Raw genomic sequence first — 13,841 nt, 5'->3', positions numbered from 1 at the left:
CCGTGCCCGAGTCCTCGGTGCCGACGGCCGAAGCGCCGCTGCGCGGCTACAGCGTCGTCGACCTGTCCACCGGGATAGCCGGCGCCTACTGCACCAAGCTGCTCGCCGACGGCGGCGCCGACGTCGTGAAAGTCGAACCGCCAGAGGGTGATCCGTTGCGCAGGTGGTCGGCTTCGGGCGCCACCATCCCGCTCGGCGGTGACGGCGCCTTGTTCAGCTTCCTGGCCGGGGCAAAACACAGTGTCGTGGCCGACCCCACCAGCGGCGACGATACCGAGCTGGTGGACCGGCTGCTGGCTTCCGCTGACGCGGTGGTGTGGTCGGCCGGCTCGAAAGTGGCCGAGCAGCCGCACTTCACGCCGCACGCCATCCAGGGACGCCACCCGCACCTCACCGTCACCGCGATCACACCGTTCGGACTGGAAGGCCCCTGGCGAGACCGCCCGGCGACCGAGTTCACCCTGCAGGCGTGGTCGGGAGGCATCGTCGGGCTCGGCCGCGGCGAGCAGGAGCGCGCGCCCGTCTTCATCGGCGGTCAGGCCGGCGAATACCTGGCCGGTGTCTACGCAAGTGCGGCCACCTTGGCGTCCCGCTGGCGCCGGATCAGCGGCGGCGCAGGGGAATTGGTCGACCTCTCGATGCTGGAGACACAGATCCTCGGCCTCACCTATTACCCGGTCACCTACTTCGAGGTGCTCGGCCGGCCGTGGCGAGACACGCGACGGCCGACGATTCCGGGAGTGGCTCAGGCCAAGGACGGCCTGGTGAACCTCGGCTGCGGGACCGCGCAACAATGGTTCGACCTGTGTGCGATGGTGGGCCATCCGGAATGGATCGACGAGGAATCGCCGCTGTCCATCACCGAGCAGGCCAACATCCACGCCGATGAGATCTTCTCCTGGCTGGCCGCCACCCCGGTCGACGAAATCCGCGAACTGGCGTCGGCATTCCGCATTCCCAACGCGCCGGTCGCCAACGGCGCCAACGTCACGTCCTTCGATCAGTTCGTGGAGCGCGGCTCGTTCGTGCGAAATCCACGCGACGGGTTCCAGCAGCCCAGCCACCCGTATCGGCTGCGGCCCGCGCAGCTGCGCCCGCCGCAGCCCGCGCCGCGGCTGGGGGAGCACACCGAGTTCTACCGCGCCGCGGCCCTGCCGGCGCGACCCGCGCCTGCCGGTGTGGCGAAAGCGCATCCCCTCAGCGGACTTCGGGTCCTGGACATGACGACCTTCTGGGCGGGACCCTGCTGTACCCACGCTCTGGCCTTGCTGGGTGCCGAGGTCATCCACGTCGAATCCACCCGCCGTCCCGATGGCACACGGATGATCGCCGGCATCCCGATCACCGACGATCAGTGGTGGGAGAAGTCGCCGATCTTCGAGGCCCTCAACACGAACAAGAAAGGGCTGACGCTCGACCTGCAGAGTCCGCGCGGTCGCGAATTGCTGCATGAGCTCATCGCGACCTGCGATGTGATCGTGGAGAATTTCACGCCGCGGGTGCTGGACCAGATCGGGTTGGATTTCACCACCGTGCAATCGATTCGGCCGGACACGGCGCTGGTGCGGATGCCCGGATTCGGACTCGGCGGCCCGTGGCGCGACAACCCGGCGTTCGCCTACGCCATCGAATCAGCGTCCGGCGTGAGTTGGCTTACCGGCTACCCGGATCGCACACCGTATGACCCCTATTCGATCGGTGACGCATGCGCCGGCATGCACGCGCTCAACGCGATACTGCTCGCGCTGGAGCACCGGCGCCGCACCGGCGAAGGCGTGTTCGTCGAGGCGGCGATGGTCGACGCCGCCCTCAGCATCTCCGCCGAGCAGGTCGTCGAGTACTCGGCATACGGGGCGGTGTTGGAGCGTGCCGGCAATCGGGGCCCGACCGCCGCGCCGCAGAACCTTTACCTCAGCGCTGACATCGACGAATTCGGCCGGCTCGATTGCTGGGTCGCGATCGCGGTGGCCACCGACGACCAGTGGGACGGTTTGTGCCGGGCCCTCGGATCACCCTCCTGGGCAACAGATCCCGGGCTTTCGACCGATGCCGGCCGGCGCACGCACCACGACTTCATCGATGAGCGACTCGCCGCCTGGTGCGCGCACCGCAGCCGCGACGAGATCGTCGAGACTCTCTGGGACGCCGGCGTCCCGGTGGCCAAAGTCATGCAACCGCACCGTCAAACTGAGCTGGAGCAGTTGGCGTTCCGGGATTTCTTCGAAGAGGTCGACCACCCGGTCAACGGGCCGGCCAGGCTCAGCACCGTGCCGGCGAGGTTCTCCGCCGGGCCCCACAGGTTTCACACCGAGCATGCGCCGCTGCTGGGGGAGCACAACCACGAGATGCTGTCCGGGCTGGGCTTGTCCGACTGCGACATCGCCCGCCTGGAATCCGACGGTGTGATCGGCCGCGCACCGGCCACGCGCGCAAGTAGCTGAGCGGCCATGGTGATCGACCAATCGAACATCCGGTTAGTGTTTCCATCCTTCGGCGGCCTGGTCGTCGAAGGTGCGATCGATGCGCTCAAACCTGCGTCTGACCGACGCCCGGGCCGCCTCGTGCGGCAGGATGTACAAGCGGTTGGCCAGAATCGCGTCGGCCGTGAGGCGCGCGACGCCATCGACCGACACGGTGTCATCCTGCGTCGGCGGGAGCTGTCCGAACCCACTCGTCAGGTCGGGCGCTGACGCGAGCCCGTCATCGGCGCTGCGAATTCGTTCCGAGTTCGCGACCAACCCGGTTTCGATGACCATCGGGCAGAGCACGGATACACCGATGCCGTTGTCCTTGACTTCGCGGGCCAGGGTCTCGGCCAGACCGACGACCCCATACTTGGCAACGCCGTACGCCCCGAGACCGGTGTTGGGCACCAATCCGGCGAAGGAAGCGGTGAAGGCGATGTGCCCGCCCCTGCCCTGCTCGATCAGCTTCGGCACGAACGCCTCGACGGCATGGATGGAACCCCACAGATCGATGTCGATCACCCAGCGCCAGTCCTCGTGCGTCATCGCCGCGAGTGGACCCGCGACGACGATGCCGGCGTTACTGAACACGACATCGACCTGACCCAGCAGGCGGAAGGACTCCTCGGCCAGATGAACCATCTGATCGAGGTGGCGCACGTCGCACGTCACTCCGTGCGCATCGAAGCCCTCGCCGCTCAGGTGTGCCACGGCCCGTTCCAGCGCGGCCTGGTCGACGTCGGCCAGCACCAGGCGGGCGCCGCGCCGGGCGAATTCGGTGGCGGTGGCCAAACCGATGCCGCTCGCACCGCCGGTGATGACTGCCCCGCGTCCCTCGAAATCGTCCATGGATTCCGAGGGTATTACCCGCGCGCGGGGCGGTGTGAGAGGCGTCATGTAGATAGCACCCTAACTATTAGCGCACTATGTACGTATGGCCGCACCGACCGCGCGCGAAATCGACCCCCTAGCCCTCGAACACCAAGTGTGTTTCGCATTGGCGACGACCAACCGGGCGGTCTTGGCGGTGTACCGGCCGCTGTTGGAGCCGCTCGGCCTGACCCATCCGCAGTATCTGGTGATGCTGGCGTTGTGGGATCACCGCAAAACCCCCGGGGCCGAGCAGTTCCCGTTGTCGGTCAAGCAGATCGCCGCCGCGCTGCAGTTGGATTCCGCCACGCTGTCGCCGATGCTCAAACGGCTGGAGGGGCTGGGCCTGATCACCCGCTCGAAGAATGCGGGCGACGAGCGGACCACCGACGTGAGGCTCACCGAACGCGGAATCACCCTGCGGGAGAAGGCACTTGAGATTCCGCCCGCCGTCGTTGCCCGGCTCGGTGTGGACATGGCCGAACTCGAGAACCTGCATCGGCTCCTCACCCGCATCAACGCCGCGGCCGTGGCGGCCGGCGCATTGCAAGCCTGATATCACCCCGAGGAGCATGATGACCGACGCGAAACCCACTCTCTGGCAGCGGATCGGCTATTCCTACGGCCGGCGACTGCCCGACTCGATGCGCACCTGGGTGGCACGAGACTTGGCCGGCGAGGGAGCCATCCGCCGGCACATGATCAGGTGGGCCATCCCGCCCCTGCTGGTCCTTGCTCCATTCTGGCTGCTGCCCGCATCGCTCTACGTGCACACGGAGATGACCGCGCCGCTCTACATCTGGGCACTGCTGATAACCCTTGCGCTCAACAAGGTCTGGCGGCGGCACCGGCTGGCCGTCCATGGTTTGGATCCGAATCTGGTCGACGTGATCGCCCGCCGCAAACAGGCACGGATGCACGAGGACTACATCCGCCGCTACGGGCCGCGACCCGAGTCGGCCGAATGGCAGTCGAATAGCAGCCCCTTCTAGCGGCTACTTCAGGCAGCTGCCCGCATCGATGGGCAGGGTCACGCCGGTGACGTAGCGAGACTCGTCGGAGGCGAAGAACAGGACCGCGTTGCTGATGTCGATCGGGTCGACCCAGGGAACCGGCAGCGTGTGGAACATCTGGCAGATCGGCGCCATGTCGTCGGGGCCGGGGCTCTCCAGGTCGGGGCGGAACATTTTCCAGGTGCCCTCGTTCATGATCATCGGGGTGCTCACGTGCGTGGGGTGCACGGAGTTGACGCGAATCATGTGCTGCCCCAGCTCGACTCCGAAGGCGCGCATCAGACCGACGACGCCGTGCTTGGCGGCGACGTAGTGACCGGTGTGCGGGTAGGCCTTGAGCCCGCCGACCGAGCTGGTCAGGATGATGGAGCCACCTCGCCCGCCGGACAAGATGTGCGGCACACCGGCTTTCACACTCTTCCACACCCCGGACAGGTTGACGTCGATCATCTCTGTCCAGTCTTCTTCGCTGGTCTTGTCCAAAGTCTCGCCGCCGTTACCGATTCCGGCGTTGGCGACGATGATGTCGAGGCGGCCGAGCTGTTCGACACCGTTGTCCACCGCCGCCTTGAGTGCGTCGAAGTCGCGCACATCGACTTCGGCCGTGAAGATTCTGCGGTTGTGCCCCTTGACCAGGTCCGCGGTTTCGGCGAGGTCTTCGGGTGTCGACGCCGGGATCGCGGTGTCCGTCACGCCGTCGCGGATCGGCTTGCAGATGTCAACGGCGATGATGTCGGCACCCTCCTCGGCCAACCGCACCGCATGGCTGCGGCCCTGACCGCGCGCCGCTCCGGTGACGAAAGCGACTTTGCCCTCAACACGTCCGGTCATGGCTACCTCAACTCCTGACTTTCGATCGGCACGCCTCGGCGGAGAACGAACGCGTTCTGCAGGACCGCGGGTCTTGCCGCCTTGAACTCTGTCATTGAGCCGTCGCGGGTGTCAATGACGAATCCGTTTCGGCTATTTGTGATTCTAGATATTAGAGAATCTCATTCTCACCGGCAAACGGCGTGCGCTATTCGCTCGTCACGTGAGGGGACGGGGCACGGTAGCGCTACGCGACGAATCCGCGTGAGCAGAAATCCCACACCTCATCGGCGGTGATGGGGTGCATCGTCGCGTCATCGGGGCCGCCGCTGGATTGCGCGATGAACATGACGGTCTGCATTGTCATGGCGGCCACCCGCTTCGGATTGCTGGTGGTGCGCAACTTGCCGGCGTCGTGCGCCGCCTCCATCAGTTCCGTCAGCAACGCGAGCAACGGCGCATGAGCCACCTTGACCTCGGCCGGATGCGTCACCAACAACCGCGGGGCAAAGTCGGTGAACAACGGGCGCTTGGCCGTCGGGTCCGGGCGCGATGCCTCGTAGAGGAGCTGAACGGCGACCTGCAGCCGCTCCAACGGATCGGATTGGCTCTCGGTGGCCGCGCGGATCTGGTCGGCCGATCGGCTCAGGGCATCCTCGAAGAGCGCCAGCAGCAACTCGTGTTTGCCGTCGAATTGCAGGTAAAAGCTGCGCAACGACTGGCGGGAGCGGTCCACGACCTCCTGCACGGTAAAGTCCGTGCTGCCCTTTTCGATGATGATGGCCTGGGCCGCGTCGAGGAAGCGCTGAACACGCTGCGCGGCGCGCAGTTTCGCCGTCTTGATGGACCGCTCGACGGCACGCTGCTTCCAGGCCGGCTCTTCGCTTGGATTGGTCACGGCCGGCTCAGGTGATTGCCGCGAGGGGAGAACATGGTTGGACTCTACCGGAGAACGCCGTGACATCGCTGCGCTCGACCCCCTCACGGATCACGTGTCGGAGATTGTAACTTTCTTACCGCGAGAATACTATTCTCTTAGACGTGTGTATGGAAGCTTAATCGCAAGAGCGAACCGCGTCGTCGGCGGAAACCATGATCTACTGACGGCGCGGTGCGCTCACGACCATCCCGGGAAGAGCTGTGCAGCTGACTTTTGACGCCGAGGTGGAGGCGTTCCGCGCCGAATTCGTGGCCTTCCTCGACGCGCACCTGCCTTCCGAGGCCGAGGCGTTCCTGCGGCCCCAATCGAGTTCGGACATCCCGGAGTGGGCCCGCCGGTGGCAGCGCTTGCTGTTCGACAGCGGGTGGCTACAGCCCGGCAATCCCCCGGAGTTCGGCGGGCGCAACGCCACGCTGCTGCAGCAGTACGTGTACCACGAAGAGCTGTCGCGGCGGCGCATCTATCAAAGCTTCAATCCGCAGGGTGTGGGCATCATCGCGGCGTCATTGCTGTCATTCGGTACACCCGAACAGAAGCGGCGCTGGGCGGTACCGATCCTGCGGGCGGAGATCACCGCGTCACTGGGGATGAGCGAACCCGGCGCGGGCTCGGATCTCGCCTCGCTGAAGACGCGCGCGGTGCGCTCGTCTGATTCAGAAGGCGACCACTTCGTCGTCAACGGGCAGAAAGTCTGGACATCCGGCGCCCATCACGCCGATGTGTTGCTGACCTTCGTGCGCACCGATCCGGACGCGCCAAAACACAAAGGCATCAGCGCTTTACTGATTCCCACCGACAGCCCAGGCGTGGTCCGCCGCCCGTTCGCCTCGATGGGTGACATCGACGACGTCGACTTCAACGAGGTCTTCTTCACCGACGTACAAGTGCCGGCCGAGAACTTGGTGGGCGAGCTGAACGCGGGCTGGCGCGTCGCGACCGGTTCGCTCGGCCACGAGCGCGCGATGCTGTGGCTGGATTACGCGGACATGTTGCACGCGTTGACGGTCGAGTCCCATCCCTCGGGTCCGGTGCAGCGGGATCACTACGCGACGCTGGTGATGGACTTCTATGCGATGCGGCTGCTGGGGTCGGCAACGCTGGCCAAAGCCGCTCGCGGCGAAGAGGACGTCCCCGCTCAGTCGGTGCTCAAGCTGCTGGGCTCGGAGGCCATGCAACGCGCCAGCGAGGACGCGCTGGCCGCCAAGGACGGCGACGGACTGGCGTTGCGCGCGGTCACGGCCCCGTTCGCGCCGCTCAACCTCGATAGCCACTACGGCAGCTGGTTCGACCGGTACACCCGCACCTTCGCCGCGACCATCGCCGGCGGTACATCGGAAATTCAGCGCAACATCATCGCAGAACGCGTACTCGGGTTACCGCGCAATTGATCTGAGCGTCAGTGGTTCTTCGCGTCCAATTGGGCGTAGTAGCCGATGGCGACGAGACCCGCCACCACCGCGATCGCCCCTAAAACCATGCCGGCCACCGCGGTTCGGGGATTGTTCGCCTCCCCGCGGGCAACCCTTCGCCGGGCGATGTCGCCCGTCACCACCGCCGCGATGCCAAAGGGCACTCCCAGTAGCAACCAGCAGGTGACGAGGCCGACCAGGCCCAGCAGGAGCGAGGCGACGCCGAACTGGTTTTGTGGTGCTTGCGCGTGATTCATGCTTCCCACCTCCCCGGGTTGCGGCCGTGGTCGACCACGCCATCGTTGCAGCGAAGCATCCCATGCCCGGCGCACGGTGCTTGGTTCCGGGGCGCGCGACCCGTTACAGCTGCGCGAGCCGCGGCGCAGAACCGGCCGCCACCAACGCTTTTCCGGCCGCACGCGTCAGTTCTCGAGAGCTGCCCAGCAGTCCATCGAGAATCAGGGACCGCTTGATGTGGTGGTGCAGCGGATGCTCGGCGGTAAAGCCGATCCCGCCGAGCACCTGCTGGCAGTGGCGTGCGGAGGTGAGCGCGGCCTGACCAGCCGCGGCCTTGGCCAGCAGGGAAGCCAGTCCCTGCGGATCGTCGCATTCCGTCGCGGCTTGCAGTGTTGCCTCGGCGCCCTCGATCGCGACGAGCGTCTCGGCCAGCCGGTGCCGGATCGCCTGGAACGAGCTGATGTGGCGGCCGAATTGCACGCGGTCCACGGCGTGCTGACGAGCCAGTGACAGCATGGCCCGGCTGGTGCCGACCAGCCACCAACCCACGGCTAGCCAACCCGCGTGCAGGGCGGCCGACGGCAGAGGATCTCCCTGCGGTGCGGGGCGGATCGGCAGCAACTCGTCGATCGCCGACTCGGGGTGGTCGCGGCGTTCCCACAGCACCCAGGAACCGCCGGCGAACGGCAGCGACAGCGTGCCTCCGGGCGCGTCGCCGGCCGCGCACAGCACGACGTCGTTGAGGACGGGCGCGTGCGCGCCGGTCTCACCGAGCAGCTTGAACACCAGAGGTATTGCGGTATCGGGCATTTCGTCGAGCATGTCGCGCCAGCCGAGGTCGGTCAGCGCCGCATCGAGCTTGGCGCCCGAGGCGGCGCTCATCGTCGTCCGCAGCGACTCTGCCAGCAGGCGCAGCGATTCGGGGTCTGACTCGGTATCTGCCGAAGAAGCCACGGTTCACTCCTTCCCGAGGTCGAGCAGCCGGCGGGCGATGATATTGCGCTGGATCTCAGCGGTGCCGCCATAGATCGTCGCCGCGCGCGAGTACAGGTATTCCGAACGCCACGGCGTGTCTTCGAGCTCGAGCGTGCCCGGCAACACATCGCGGACGGTGTCGTAGAGCCGCTGCTCGGCAGAGGCGAGCAGCACCTTGTCGATGGAGGTGTCGGGTCCAAGCCGGGCCCCATCGCGCATCCGGTGCTGGGTCGCGCGCGACCGGCAGCGCAATGTGTGCAGCGCCAGATAGGCGCCGCCGAGCGCGGATTCGTCGGGCTCGCCGACTTCGGCTGCCGTGGTGATCAGATCGTCGAAACGCGAATAGAGGTACGCAATCCGCTGCCAGAAACACGCCGAACGCTCATAGGGCAGCAGGTCCATCGCGAGCCGCCAGCCGTCTCCCGGCTTGCCCAGCATCCGGCTGGCCGGTATCACCACGTCGTCGTAGTACACCTCGCAGAACTCGTCGACGCCGTGCATCGTCCGCAGCGGACGGATGGTGATGCCCGGAGTGTCGAGATCGACGAAGAACGCGGTGATCCCGTCGTGCCCGGGCGCGGTGCGGGTAAGCAGGACGCACCGGGTGGAGAACTGCGCGAAGCTGGTCCATACCTTTTGGCCGTTGACGATCCAGTTGTCGCCGTCCTGGACCGCCCGTGTTGTCAGCGATGCCAGATCACTGCCCGAGCCCGGCTCGGAAAAGCCTTGGCACCATTGCTCTTCACCGCTCAGCAGGCGCGGAACCATCTCCTTGGCGAGCTCGGCCGGCGCGTAGTCGATCATTGTCGGCGCGAGCACCTCGAGCATCGAATAGGGTCCGGGTTCGGCCAAGCGGCGGCCCACCACCTCTTCACCGACGATCGCTCGCAGCACCGCGGGACCGCCCAATCCACCCACCTCGACCGGCCAGCCGAATCGCATCCAATCGGCGTCGTAGAGCGCACGGCTGACCCGGGCGAACTGCCGCATGTGCCCCCGCAGCGAGTGGTCGGGCCCGGGGGTCAGATCGTTGTCGTCGAGCCACGCGCGCAGGTCGGCCCGGAACTGCTCGACATTCACTTCGATTGATCGGCTCCTTTAGGTCGCTGCCTGGGCCGCGGAGTCACCGGCGGGACGCCCGATCGCGTGCGGGCGTCCGGAGTCGTGCACACCGCTGCGGCGGATGAACGTCATGGCGCGGGTCTTCAGCCGCCACCCGTCGGCGGTTCGCACATAGGTGTCACGGTAGTAGCCGATCCGCATGTCGTGGGTTGCGTGATCGATGAAGCACAGCGGCTGGGTGCCGCTGGCCGCGTCACCGTCCAGGTCGACCACCGCGGTCCCGGTGAGGAACAGGCCTTTTGGGGCCGCGGCCACCAATTCCGGGAATCGGCTGAGGCTGTAGGTCTCACCGAAGGCGCTGTAGGTGCCGTCGGGCGTGAAGACGGCGACGAGGCCCTCGATGTCCTCCTGCGTGATGGTGACCGCATAGCGGCCGAGCAGCTGCTGAATCTCGACGAGGTCGTCAGTTCGGCTTGGGCCGCTCTTAGACTGATCGGGCGTCGACATAGACCTTGCCGCCTTTCATCACGAAGCCGACGTTTCGGGTGACGGTGATGTCTTCCAACGGGTTTCCGGGTACCGCGATGATATCGGCGAGCTGGCCCGCCGCGAGGCGGCCCCGGTCGCTCGCGTTGATGAGCTCGGCCGCGGTGACGGTCGCCGCCCGAAGCACCGCCAGCGGTGGCATGCCCCACTCGACCAGCGTGACGAGCTCATCGGCGTTGCGGCCGTGTGGGATGGCCGGGGCGTCGGTGCCGACCGCGATCTTCACCCCGGCCTCGTAGGCGGCCTTGATCGACGTTTCCGCCTTCGGAAACATCTCGGCCGCCTTGTCCTGCAATTCCTTCGGGGCGCGCGACACGTCCATCGCCTGGGCGAGCCTGCGGGTGGTCACCAGGAAGCGGTCGTTGTCGACCAGCATCTGAATGGCCTCGTCGTCCATCAGGAAGCCGTGTTCGATGCAGTCGATGCCGCACGCGACCGCGTGCTTGACCGCTTCCGCTCCGTGGGTGTGCGCGGCGACGCGCAGCCCACGCCGGTGCGCCTCGTCGACGATCGCGCGCAGTTCCTCGTCTGAATAGTGTTGCGCCCCAGCCTCACCGGTCAACGACATGACGCCGCCGGAAACGCACACCTTGATCAGTTCGGCGCCGTGCTTGATCTGGTAGCGCACCGCCTTGCGGATCTCGTCGACCCCGTTGGCGATGCCCTCTTCGACCGTGAGCTCGAGCGCGCCCGGCATGAAGGCGGCGAACATCGTCGGGTCCAGGTGACCGCCGGTGGGCGTGATGGCGTGGCCGGCCGGGACGATTCGCGGCCCGTCGATCCAACCCGCGTCGATGGCCTTCGCCAGCGCGACGTCGAGCAGGTAGCCGCCGGTTTTCACGAACAGGCCCAAGTTGCGCACGGTGGTGAAACCGGCGCGCAGCGTGCGCCGGGCGTTGCCGACCGCGCGCAGCACCCGCGTCGGCGGGTCGTCCTGCACCTGGGACAGCCCGGGTGTCTCGCCGCGCCCGCCCATCAGGAGGTTGACCTCCATGTCCATCAGGCCCGGCAACAGAATCTGGTCGCCGACGTCGATGATTTCGCCCTCGGGATTGCCGCCCACACCGACGATCCGATCGTCCTCGATCTGCAGAATGCCCGGGCGAACGATCTCGCCGGCGTCGATATCGAGGAGCCCTGCGGCCTTGATCGTCAGCACCGCCTAAATCACCGGCTCCCTGATCACTTCAACCCACGCCGCGCCACTGTCGGGAACGCGCGGCTGTTTCCAGGCCTCGATGGGAAACGAGACCATGACCAGTGACTGCATCATGTGCATCAATGTCTTTGCGTCGTCGGGCAAGTCGTCCAGTGGAAACTTGTCGACATATTCGATGACAGCGTTGAGCTTCGGGAAGGCCACGTCATAGAAGGCCTGCATCTCGGGCATCGTCGAGGCCAGCCGTTTGGCGTAGCGCTCGGGCTCGGTAGCCAGGTCCCAATCCAAATAGGGCTCCAGGGCCGCGAATTCAGACGGTAACGCCATTGCGCTGGTGCTCCTTCACGTAGTCGGCGGTCGTCTTGTGCAGATGACGGATCAACACTTCCTGGTCGCAGAGCAGGAACTCCTTGACGGCCCGGGTGCCGATCATGGTCTGGGTCGCTTCCAGCGTGTTGGCGTCCTGCAGCGCGTACTCCTTGAACGTCACCGCGGCCAGCTCCTGGGCCAGCCGTTCCCGCGCATTGCGCGGCGGAACGAAATACAGCGTCGACTCGAAGATGTGCTTGTCCACCGCGGTGGGCCAGTAGTGATAGGTCAGGAACCAGCCCGGCTCCCAGATCAGCAGCATGAAGTTGGGGTAGAACAGCCACGAGTCGATTCCCCACTGCGGCACCCTCTTCACGTTGACACCCGGTGGCAGCTCCAGCTTTTCGATGATCTCCGGCTTGTCCCACGGACCGAAAAGACCGCTGCGCAACACCTGGTCCATGGGCTTCACCATGGACATGTCCTCCGGTGGGGCCTGGCCACCCCACGTCGACTGCAGATTGTGCGGTCCGGCCAGCTCGTAATGCAGCGCCTCGTAGCCGAACTTCTGGATCTTGGCGGCCTCTTCCTTGGTGTACTGCCCCTGGTGCAGGATCGGCGCGTGGTAGAACTCGACGAACGCGTCGATGAACAGCTTCCAGTTGCTGCCGACCTCGGCCCGGTAGGAGTAGGTCTCCGTCATCTCGCCGAAGGGGTAGCCCTCGATGCTCTTAGCCAGCGGCCCGAGGTAGTCGATGAGCGGCGCCGCGTCGTCGTCGAAGTTGATGAAGATGAAGCCCTCCCACACCTCGCACCGCACGGGTGCCAGGCCGAAGTTGCTCTTGTCGAGGTTGAAGAACTCCTCTTCCTGTTGGACGAAGGTCAGGTCGCCGTCGAGGCTGTAGCGCCAGGCGTGGTACTTGCAGGTGAACTGACGACACGTGCCGGAGGTCTCCTCGTTGGGAAAGTCGTTCCACACCAACTTGTTTCCCCGGTGGCGGCAGACGTTGTGGTACGCCTTGACCGTCCCGTCCTTGGTCTTGGTGATGATCACCGACGTGCCCTTGCCGGCCGACGGCAGTTCCCTGGTGAAGTAGCTGCCGGTGCGGGGGAGGCGCTCGACCCGGCCGACGTTCAGCCACGTCTTCCGGAACACCGCGTCGCGTTCGGCCTCGAAGAACGCCGGGTCGATCGAGTCGGTGTAGTCAACCGGCGCGGTCCCGAGGTCGGGGTAGTTTTCTGTCCAGCTGCCGGCGGCTGGTTTCGGGAAGTGCGGCAAGTTCTTACTCCTCTTGATCAGTGCTGGTCGGCGTGTTCGGGTTGGATGCCGAAAGTGTTGAAGGCCATGGCCAGCAGGGCGTAGCAGCCGACCGTGAAGACGAAATCCATGCGCTGCTGGTCGCTGAGGCGCTCGCCCAGCGCCGCCCAAGTCTGGTCGGACAACTCCGACTTCTCATCCAGCTCATCAACCCCGGTGATCACCGCGCGATCGAACGCGTCGAGATCCTCCGCGCCGCCATCGCCGAATCGCCGCACCGCCGCGATTTGTTCGTCGGTGATCCCTTCGTCCTTGGCCATCCGCACGTGGTGCGACCACTCGTATGCGCACTGGCGACGATGGGCCACCCGCAGGATGGCCAGTTCGCGGATGCGGGCCGGCAGTGTGGACGACGTCAACAGGTGGACATTGAATCGAAGAAACGCCTTGGCGAGCGCTGGGTGGTGAGCCAGCGTGGAAAGCGCGTTGTTGGTGTCCGCGTCCCGCATGGCCGAGAGTGCCTGCTGGGTAGCCTCGTCCCACTGGTCGGCGGGGAGCGGCTGCAGGCGCATCGGCAGTGTCCTCTCGGTGAAAGAGAATCGTATTCTCATTTGCAACTAACAGACTGGCACGAAACGCGCGCTCGGTCAATGCCGGCGTGCCGGGCGGGCGCGCGTGGGAGCCGCCTGGCGCACCCGGGCGGCCGGACGGTCGGGGCTTGACCGGGCCCGGCCGCACCGACGTGTCACGCCGGCGTCTACCTCATGGCCTTGCCGCATCGCGGTGGG

The 13,841-nt window shown here is 66.1% G+C and carries 15 protein-coding genes and 1 pseudogene; 5 read left to right on the top strand and 11 right to left on the bottom strand.

Features of this window, described 5'->3' with window-relative positions; all coding sequences use genetic code 11:
- The first annotated feature begins 2 nt into the window (after nt 1-2).
- Complete coding sequence (locus AC5Y7E_RS15375; protein WP_499949640.1) at nt 3-2,441, top strand: CaiB/BaiF CoA transferase family protein; 2,439 nt, start codon at nt 3-5, stop codon at nt 2,439-2,441.
- 33 nt (nt 2,442-2,474) lie between these two features.
- On the opposite strand, the gene AC5Y7E_RS15370 is transcribed toward AC5Y7E_RS15375, so the two are convergent.
- Nucleotides 2,475-3,314, bottom strand: a complete 840-nt coding sequence (locus AC5Y7E_RS15370) for an SDR family NAD(P)-dependent oxidoreductase (RefSeq protein ID WP_499949639.1) — start codon at nt 3,312-3,314, stop codon at nt 2,475-2,477.
- 85 nt (nt 3,315-3,399) lie between these two features.
- Here AC5Y7E_RS15370 and AC5Y7E_RS15365 point away from each other — a divergent pair, with 85 nt between their 5' ends.
- The gene (locus AC5Y7E_RS15365) at nt 3,400-3,891 is read left to right on the top strand and encodes a MarR family winged helix-turn-helix transcriptional regulator (protein WP_499949637.1); all 492 of its coding nucleotides are present in this window, start codon (nt 3,400-3,402) and stop codon (nt 3,889-3,891) included.
- 19 nt (nt 3,892-3,910) lie between these two features.
- Nucleotides 3,911-4,327 (top strand): DUF5313 domain-containing protein, encoded by a 417-nt coding sequence (locus AC5Y7E_RS15360; RefSeq protein WP_499949636.1) that lies wholly within the window; start codon nt 3,911-3,913, stop codon nt 4,325-4,327.
- A 3-nt stretch (nt 4,328-4,330) separates the two neighbouring features.
- Here the strand turns inward: AC5Y7E_RS15360 and AC5Y7E_RS15355 are convergent, their stop codons facing one another.
- Nucleotides 4,331-5,179: a mycofactocin-coupled SDR family oxidoreductase gene (locus tag AC5Y7E_RS15355; RefSeq protein WP_499918753.1), complete on the bottom strand. Its 849-nt coding sequence runs from the start codon at nt 5,177-5,179 to the stop codon at nt 4,331-4,333.
- A 226-nt stretch (nt 5,180-5,405) separates the two neighbouring features.
- The gene (locus AC5Y7E_RS15350; protein WP_499949635.1) at nt 5,406-6,056 is read right to left on the bottom strand and encodes a TetR/AcrR family transcriptional regulator; all 651 of its coding nucleotides are present in this window, start codon (nt 6,054-6,056) and stop codon (nt 5,406-5,408) included.
- A 242-nt stretch (nt 6,057-6,298) separates the two neighbouring features.
- On the opposite strand from AC5Y7E_RS15350, the pseudogene AC5Y7E_RS15345 reads away from it, so the two are divergent.
- Both AC5Y7E_RS15345 and AC5Y7E_RS15340 read left to right on the top strand, forming a co-directional pair.
- A pseudogene (locus AC5Y7E_RS15345) lies at nt 6,299-6,919 on the top strand (acyl-CoA dehydrogenase family protein); the annotation flags it as partial.
- A gap of 9 nt (nt 6,920-6,928) precedes the next feature.
- Nucleotides 6,929-7,486 carry an acyl-CoA dehydrogenase family protein gene (locus AC5Y7E_RS15340; protein ID WP_499949764.1) on the top strand — a complete coding sequence of 186 codons (558 nt, stop codon included), beginning with the start codon at nt 6,929-6,931 and terminating at the stop codon, nt 7,484-7,486.
- A gap of 8 nt (nt 7,487-7,494) precedes the next feature.
- On the opposite strand, the gene AC5Y7E_RS15335 is transcribed toward AC5Y7E_RS15340, so the two are convergent.
- From AC5Y7E_RS15335 to AC5Y7E_RS15300, 8 genes are all read right to left on the bottom strand, one after another.
- Nucleotides 7,495-7,764 (bottom strand): DUF4190 domain-containing protein, encoded by a 270-nt coding sequence (locus AC5Y7E_RS15335; RefSeq protein ID WP_499949634.1) that lies wholly within the window; start codon nt 7,762-7,764, stop codon nt 7,495-7,497.
- A 103-nt stretch (nt 7,765-7,867) separates the two neighbouring features.
- The gene (locus AC5Y7E_RS15330; protein ID WP_499949763.1) at nt 7,868-8,626 is read right to left on the bottom strand and encodes an acyl-CoA dehydrogenase family protein; all 759 of its coding nucleotides are present in this window, start codon (nt 8,624-8,626) and stop codon (nt 7,868-7,870) included.
- A gap of 75 nt (nt 8,627-8,701) precedes the next feature.
- The gene (locus tag AC5Y7E_RS15325) at nt 8,702-9,799 is read right to left on the bottom strand and encodes an acyl-CoA dehydrogenase family protein (RefSeq protein WP_499918749.1); all 1,098 of its coding nucleotides are present in this window, start codon (nt 9,797-9,799) and stop codon (nt 8,702-8,704) included.
- A gap of 18 nt (nt 9,800-9,817) precedes the next feature.
- Nucleotides 9,818-10,288 (bottom strand): nuclear transport factor 2 family protein, encoded by a 471-nt coding sequence (locus tag AC5Y7E_RS15320; protein WP_499949633.1) that lies wholly within the window; start codon nt 10,286-10,288, stop codon nt 9,818-9,820.
- Nucleotides 10,266-11,486, bottom strand: coding sequence for a metal-dependent hydrolase family protein (locus AC5Y7E_RS15315; protein WP_499949632.1), 1,221 nt, complete (start codon nt 11,484-11,486; stop codon nt 10,266-10,268). The genes AC5Y7E_RS15320 and AC5Y7E_RS15315 overlap by 23 nt, the downstream gene beginning before the upstream one ends.
- Before the next feature lie 3 nt (nt 11,487-11,489).
- Entirely contained in the window at nt 11,490-11,813 is a 324-nt protein-coding gene (locus tag AC5Y7E_RS15310; RefSeq protein ID WP_499918744.1) for a hypothetical protein, read from the bottom strand.
- Complete coding sequence (locus tag AC5Y7E_RS15305) at nt 11,797-13,074, bottom strand: aromatic ring-hydroxylating oxygenase subunit alpha (protein WP_499918743.1); 1,278 nt, start codon at nt 13,072-13,074, stop codon at nt 11,797-11,799. Before AC5Y7E_RS15305 ends, AC5Y7E_RS15310 begins: the two co-directional genes overlap by 17 nt.
- Before the next feature lie 17 nt (nt 13,075-13,091).
- Nucleotides 13,092-13,625, bottom strand: coding sequence for a carboxymuconolactone decarboxylase family protein (locus tag AC5Y7E_RS15300; RefSeq protein WP_499918742.1), 534 nt, complete (start codon nt 13,623-13,625; stop codon nt 13,092-13,094).
- Between the last annotated feature and the right edge of the window lie 216 nt (nt 13,626-13,841).

It is taken from the genome of Mycobacterium sp. NGS17 (assembly GCF_059813205.1).
Note: the sequence above shows the minus strand (reverse complement) of the source record. Positions and strands in the feature narration are given on the sequence as shown.

Bases quoted from the DNA above. Each gene is read 5' to 3' on its own strand.
- AC5Y7E_RS15370 (WP_499949639.1), bottom strand. From the start codon at position 3,314: ATGGACGATTTCGAGGGACGCGGGGCAGTCATCACCGGCGGTGCGAGC.
- AC5Y7E_RS15365 (WP_499949637.1), top strand. From the start codon at position 3,400: ATGGCCGCACCGACCGCGCGCGAAATCGACCCCCTAGCCCTCGAACAC.
- AC5Y7E_RS15360 (WP_499949636.1), top strand. From the start codon at position 3,911: ATGACCGACGCGAAACCCACTCTCTGGCAGCGGATCGGCTATTCCTAC.
- AC5Y7E_RS15355 (WP_499918753.1), bottom strand. From the start codon at position 5,179: ATGACCGGACGTGTTGAGGGCAAAGTCGCTTTCGTCACCGGAGCGGCG.
- AC5Y7E_RS15340 (WP_499949764.1), top strand. From the start codon at position 6,929: ATGGGTGACATCGACGACGTCGACTTCAACGAGGTCTTCTTCACCGAC.
- AC5Y7E_RS15335 (WP_499949634.1), bottom strand. From the start codon at position 7,764: ATGAATCACGCGCAAGCACCACAAAACCAGTTCGGCGTCGCCTCGCTC.
- AC5Y7E_RS15330 (WP_499949763.1), bottom strand. From the start codon at position 8,626: ATGAGCGCCGCCTCGGGCGCCAAGCTCGATGCGGCGCTGACCGACCTC.
- AC5Y7E_RS15320 (WP_499949633.1), bottom strand. From the start codon at position 10,288: ATGTCGACGCCCGATCAGTCTAAGAGCGGCCCAAGCCGAACTGACGAC.
- AC5Y7E_RS15310 (WP_499918744.1), bottom strand. From the start codon at position 11,813: ATGGCGTTACCGTCTGAATTCGCGGCCCTGGAGCCCTATTTGGATTGG.
- AC5Y7E_RS15300 (WP_499918742.1), bottom strand. From the start codon at position 13,625: ATGCGCCTGCAGCCGCTCCCCGCCGACCAGTGGGACGAGGCTACCCAG.